The organism is Mesorhizobium sp. M7A.F.Ca.CA.001.08.2.1, assembly GCF_003998455.1.
GTDB classification, from domain to species: domain Bacteria; phylum Pseudomonadota; class Alphaproteobacteria; order Rhizobiales; family Rhizobiaceae; genus Mesorhizobium; species Mesorhizobium ciceri.
In genome coordinates this window covers 1-4,299 of the sequence record NZ_RZPW01000557.1, presented here as the reverse complement: position 1 = coordinate 4,299, position 4,299 = coordinate 1, and the positions used below count along the sequence as shown (strand labels likewise).

At 59.6% G+C, this 4,299-nt stretch carries 7 protein-coding genes; 2 read left to right on the top strand and 5 right to left on the bottom strand.

The features are described 5' to 3' along the window. On the bottom strand, positions 1 to 290 hold a 290-nt coding region (locus EN914_RS26185), incomplete at its 3' end, for a nitrilase-related carbon-nitrogen hydrolase (RefSeq protein ID WP_281034673.1). A gap of 150 nt (positions 291 to 440) precedes the next feature. Beyond that, positions 441 to 1,157: a DNA-3-methyladenine glycosylase I gene (locus EN914_RS26180; protein WP_024503558.1), complete on the bottom strand. Its 717-nt coding sequence runs from the start codon at positions 1,155 to 1,157 to the stop codon at positions 441 to 443. Between the two features lie 92 nt (positions 1,158 to 1,249). On the opposite strand from EN914_RS26180, the gene EN914_RS26175 reads away from it, so the two are divergent. Both EN914_RS26175 and EN914_RS26170 read left to right on the top strand, forming a co-directional pair. Further along, positions 1,250 to 1,813, top strand: coding sequence for a DUF1003 domain-containing protein (locus tag EN914_RS26175; RefSeq protein WP_024503559.1), 564 nt, complete (start codon positions 1,250 to 1,252; stop codon positions 1,811 to 1,813). Beyond that, entirely contained in the window at positions 1,810 to 2,397 is a 588-nt protein-coding gene (locus EN914_RS26170) for a DedA family protein (RefSeq protein WP_024503560.1), read from the top strand. Before EN914_RS26175 ends, EN914_RS26170 begins: the two co-directional genes overlap by 4 nt. Before the next feature lie 3 nt (positions 2,398 to 2,400). Here the strand turns inward: EN914_RS26170 and EN914_RS26165 are convergent, their stop codons facing one another. The 3 genes from EN914_RS26165 to EN914_RS26155 all read right to left on the bottom strand — a co-directional run bounded on the left by EN914_RS26165 (position 2,401) and on the right by EN914_RS26155 (position 3,886). After that, entirely contained in the window at positions 2,401 to 2,988 is a 588-nt protein-coding gene (locus EN914_RS26165; RefSeq protein WP_024503561.1) for a hemerythrin domain-containing protein, read from the bottom strand. A gap of 40 nt (positions 2,989 to 3,028) precedes the next feature. Beyond that, positions 3,029 to 3,388, bottom strand: a complete 360-nt coding sequence (locus EN914_RS26160) for a diacylglycerol kinase (protein WP_024503562.1) — start codon at positions 3,386 to 3,388, stop codon at positions 3,029 to 3,031. Between the two features lie 81 nt (positions 3,389 to 3,469). Next, positions 3,470 to 3,886: a GFA family protein gene (locus EN914_RS26155; protein WP_013531901.1), complete on the bottom strand. Its 417-nt coding sequence runs from the start codon at positions 3,884 to 3,886 to the stop codon at positions 3,470 to 3,472. Between the last annotated feature and the right edge of the window lie 413 nt (positions 3,887 to 4,299).

The following is a 4,299-nucleotide window of genomic DNA, read 5'->3' as shown; positions in this document are numbered from 1 at the left end:
CTCTTGCGCTTCAACGGCGTGCCGATGATGACGCCGGGACCGCCATCCGCGGTGTCGGCGGCAAAGTCCTGTGCCGCCTTTTCGCAGGCTTTCAAAAAGGCCGGCTTCAGCACCAGATCCTCCGGCGGGTAGCCGGCGAGGAAAAGCTCGGTATAGAGCACGAGATCGGCGCCCTGACGTGCGGCATCCGCCCTCGCCTCGCGGGCTTTGGCGAGATTGCCTGATATGTCGCCGACAGTCGGATTGAGCTGGGCGACGGCGATGCGCAGGATGTCGAGCTTCTTGGTCATGCCTGCTGACTTAGCGCGGCAAAATTGCTCGGGCAATGGCGTTCGTTTGGACCAATTCGGAGCAAATGACGAATGTCATTCGTGTCCGGACCGATCGATTCGATCGTGTTGACCGATCGACGAATGCCGATCGTGGCAAGCGACCACGTTTCAGTCGTCGCCCATATATTCGCGCAGCGCTTGCGGCGAATGGTTCTCGCCGATCGACATCGCCAGGATGCGTGAAATATGGCGGCGCGGCAGATGCGTCTCCGCTGCCCATTGATTGATTTGCCTCTGGATCTTGTCCAGGTCCTTCTTCGAAGTCGGGCTTTCGGCGATGTCGAGGCCGGCGTCGCGCAACGCCGCGGCCATATCGCCCGAGATGACGAACGCATCCCACCCCAGCCAGCGCAGGAAATACTGGCCCGTGTTGCCGCCCAGCCGGCTGCCATGCTTGCCGAGCCAGGCCATCAGCCCGACCTGGTCATCATCAGGCCATTCCGCAAGGAATTTGCCGAAACCGCCATATTCCTTCGACACACGCTCGACAAAGGCAGCATTGTCGCGAACGGATTTGATCTTCTGCGGGTTGCGTACGATGCGCTGGTCGGCCGTCAGATCGTGCCAGAAATCATCGGGCTGGAACAACAGCCGCTTCGGCTCGAAGCGCAGAAACGCCTCCTCGAAGCCAGGCCATTTCTGCTCGATGACGCGCCAGACGAAACCGGCGGCGAAGACGCGCTCAGCCATAATGGAGAGAATGCGGTCATCGGGGATGTCAGCCACGGCGGCATTGTCAGGCGCCGGACCAAGCAGCGACGTCAGCTCCTCTTCGCCGCCCTTACGTTTTGCGGCGCGAGCGCGAATTTTCTTGAAATCGGCCATTGGTCCCTCGGCAACTGGAATCAATCTAACACTTCCCGTGTGAGCCGGCAGCCTCTACCTCTTACGGCAAGCCTAAGACCCTGGAGATGGCCATGAACAAGACGATCGACGATCTGGCGAACCGCTGGCTCAAGCGGCGGCCGGACGGCCTCAGCCAGCTCGAAAGCCGGGTGCTGCAATCGACGCTCGAACGCACCACCATCTCGCGCGACACCAACAAGGCCGTTGCCTTCCACCAGACCTTCGGCGACCGGCTTGCCGATACGATCGCCCGCATCGGCGGGTCATGGTCCTTCATCCTGACCTTCATCGCCTTTCTGGTCTTATGGACGGCGGGCAATGTCTGGCTGCTGTCGCGTGACGCCTTCGATCCCTACCCGTTCATCTTCCTCAATCTCGTTTTGTCGATGGTAGCCGCCTTGCAGGCGCCTGTGATCATGATGGCGCAGAACCGCCAGACCGAACGGGACCGCATCGACGCCGCCCACGATTACGAGGTCAACCTGAAAGCCGAGATCGAGATCATGGCGCTGCATGAAAAGCTGGATGAACTGCGCCACGGCCAGATTCTCGGCATGCGCGACGAGATCGTGCAACTGACCGAGATGATCAAGCGGATCGACGAAAGGCTGTCTTCGCAGCAGTCGGCTTCATGACCGACGCGATCCACCATTTCATCGAACAATACGGGCTGCTCGCGGTCTTTGTCGGTTGCATCGCGGAGGGCGAAAGTGCTGCCATTCTCGGCGGCTTCTTCGCCCACCAGCAGGTCTTCGTGCTGTGGCACGCCGTCCTTGCGGCCGGCCTCGGCGCCTTTGTCGGCGACACTTTCTTCTTCATCCTCGGACGAAGCTTTGCCGACCATCCCTATGTCGTCAGATTGCGCAAGCGGCCCGGCTTTCGCCGCGCCTTTCGCCTGCTCAACACCCATCCCGACATTTTCGTGCTGTCGAACCGCTATATCTACGGCATGCGTCTCGTCGGCGGCATTGCAGCCGGACTCTCCAATATCACAGCGCCGCGCTTCGTCATCCTCAACGCGCTTTCATCGGCGGTCTGGGCGGTGCTGTTCGGTACGATCGGTTATGTCTTTGGACTTGGCGCAGAGCACTTCATCGGCCAGGCGCTGATGCATCACGAACGGTTGCTGATCGGTCTTGGCATCGGCCTGACCGTGGCCGTTGTGGCATGGCTCGTCGCCCGTCACATCGCCAGGAGGGAACGCGCCAGGGAAGGCTGATCGTCAATCCACGCCGAGCGCCTGATCCCCCCGATCGAGGATAAGCGGGACGATCAGGTCTTCCTCGTCGGCAAGATGTCTTGTCAGCATGGCGATCAGCCGGCTGTTTTCGTCGGCATAGGCGTCGGCTGCAAAGCGCTGTCTGTCTTCGCTCTCCTGCAGCGTCTTGATGAAGGCATTGGCCGCCTCGGCATTGCGCTCCAGCCCTTCATGGATGGTGTGGTGGTCGGCATCGAGAATCTCGAAGCCGCGCTTCAAACGGGGCTCGGCCTTGGCGAATACCGGGAAATATTGATAATCCTCGACATTGTGGTGACCGTCGAGATGCCCAAGAAAATGATTGAGGCGCGGCGCGAACCAGCGCGCGAAATCAGGCGCCGTCAGCCGTCCCTCACGGAAGTCGTCAATGCCGTTGGCCAGCATGCCGCCAAGTTCGCGGAACATGTCGTGCCGCTGCAGCCACATATTGGCGATGCCGTGGACGTTGGCATGGTCCTGCCAGTTTTCACGCGGGTACTTTTCGACGAGCCAGCGCAGATCGTCCGGCAGGCCCACGCGTTCGAGAAGCAGAAAATTGGCGGCCCCGGCCATGACAGTCTCCTTGGGTGACTGGCATATAGGCATCGAAAGGCTAGATCGGTAGCCCAGTGATCCGCTCGATGATGGCGATGCCCCAGACACCGGCGACGATGAGCACCGAAATCAGCACCGCCAGCGAACCGCAATCCTTGGCCAACTGGATGTCGACATTGAACTCGCGGCTGAAAGCGTCGCATGCCGCCTCGATGCCGGTGTTCAGCACCTCGACCATGATCAAGAGCAGCACCGCGCCGATCAGCAAGGCATAACCGCGCCACGAGATCGAAACGAACCAGCCGAGCGGCAGTGCCAGCGCCAGCAGCATCAGCTCCTGCTGGAAAGCCTTCTCGCTGGCGGCCAGCTTGCGAAACGCCCGCACCGAATTGAAATAAGCGTCGATCAGCCGCTGCATGCCAAACCCCTTTGCGAATCACCGGCACGGGATAATGCAATGGCTGGCCAGATCAATGGAATAAGGTGACTTGTCCAAGATTCATTCAGCAACCGGTATGGACGGTGTCGACTTTTCAAACTGCGGCAGCCCGTCGTCGATCGAATAATAGTCGCCCTTGTCACCAACGAAAATATGGCATTCCCCCTCAAGACCTGTCGGCTTGTCGAACGATCCCGCCATGACTGAAACGTAGTCCTGGTCTCGCGGCTTCCAGAACAGCACCGACCCGCATGCCTTGCAGAACCCACGCCTGGCGAAGGTAGAGGCTTCGTACCAGGTGATACTTTCCACGCCATCGATGACGATGTCGACATTGGCAACATTGGTCGCGGCATAGAAATGTCCGCTCTGCTTGCGGCATTGCGAGCAATGACAATAGACGACGCCACGCAACGCTCCGTTCGTTCTGAAGCGGACGGCTCCACACAGACACGATCCCTGGTGACCACCACTCACGTCGATCCTCCTTGAAAGAAAAGTGCCTGGCATCGCCTTCAGGATTCCAGCTTTGCGGCGCACGCACGCAAGCAAATGCGACATGTACTGGCGTGGAGAATCCGAAATTCGGTTTCATTTTGAAACGTGCGATGCGCGAATCGCGAATTCAGGCCGCTGCACCGGCGTTGTTTCCAACTGTTGGACGCGCGAACCAGAGCTTTTACAGCCCGCAGACAGAGAAACCCGCGGAACCTTCGCCAGTTAAGAGAACTTTAGCGACAGCGCATTTATGGTCACCCTGCAAGTGAAGGCCGTGGGTGGGGACGCATCCCTTCGCAAGTTGTTCCGAAGCGTCGGTCGCATTCCCCAGGGTTCGGCGACAAAAGGGGACCCGCGAATTCCGCGGATCATCCGGGGGAAGAACCAGAATC

Bases quoted from the DNA above. Each gene is read 5' to 3' on its own strand.
- EN914_RS26180 (WP_024503558.1), bottom strand. From the start codon at position 1,157: ATGGCCGATTTCAAGAAAATTCGCGCTCGCGCCGCAAAACGTAAGGGC.
- EN914_RS26165 (WP_024503561.1), bottom strand. From the start codon at position 2,988: ATGGCCGGGGCCGCCAATTTTCTGCTTCTCGAACGCGTGGGCCTGCCG.
- EN914_RS26175 (WP_024503559.1), top strand. From the start codon at position 1,250: ATGAACAAGACGATCGACGATCTGGCGAACCGCTGGCTCAAGCGGCGG.
- EN914_RS26160 (WP_024503562.1), bottom strand. From the start codon at position 3,388: ATGCAGCGGCTGATCGACGCTTATTTCAATTCGGTGCGGGCGTTTCGC.
- EN914_RS26170 (WP_024503560.1), top strand. From the start codon at position 1,810: ATGACCGACGCGATCCACCATTTCATCGAACAATACGGGCTGCTCGCG.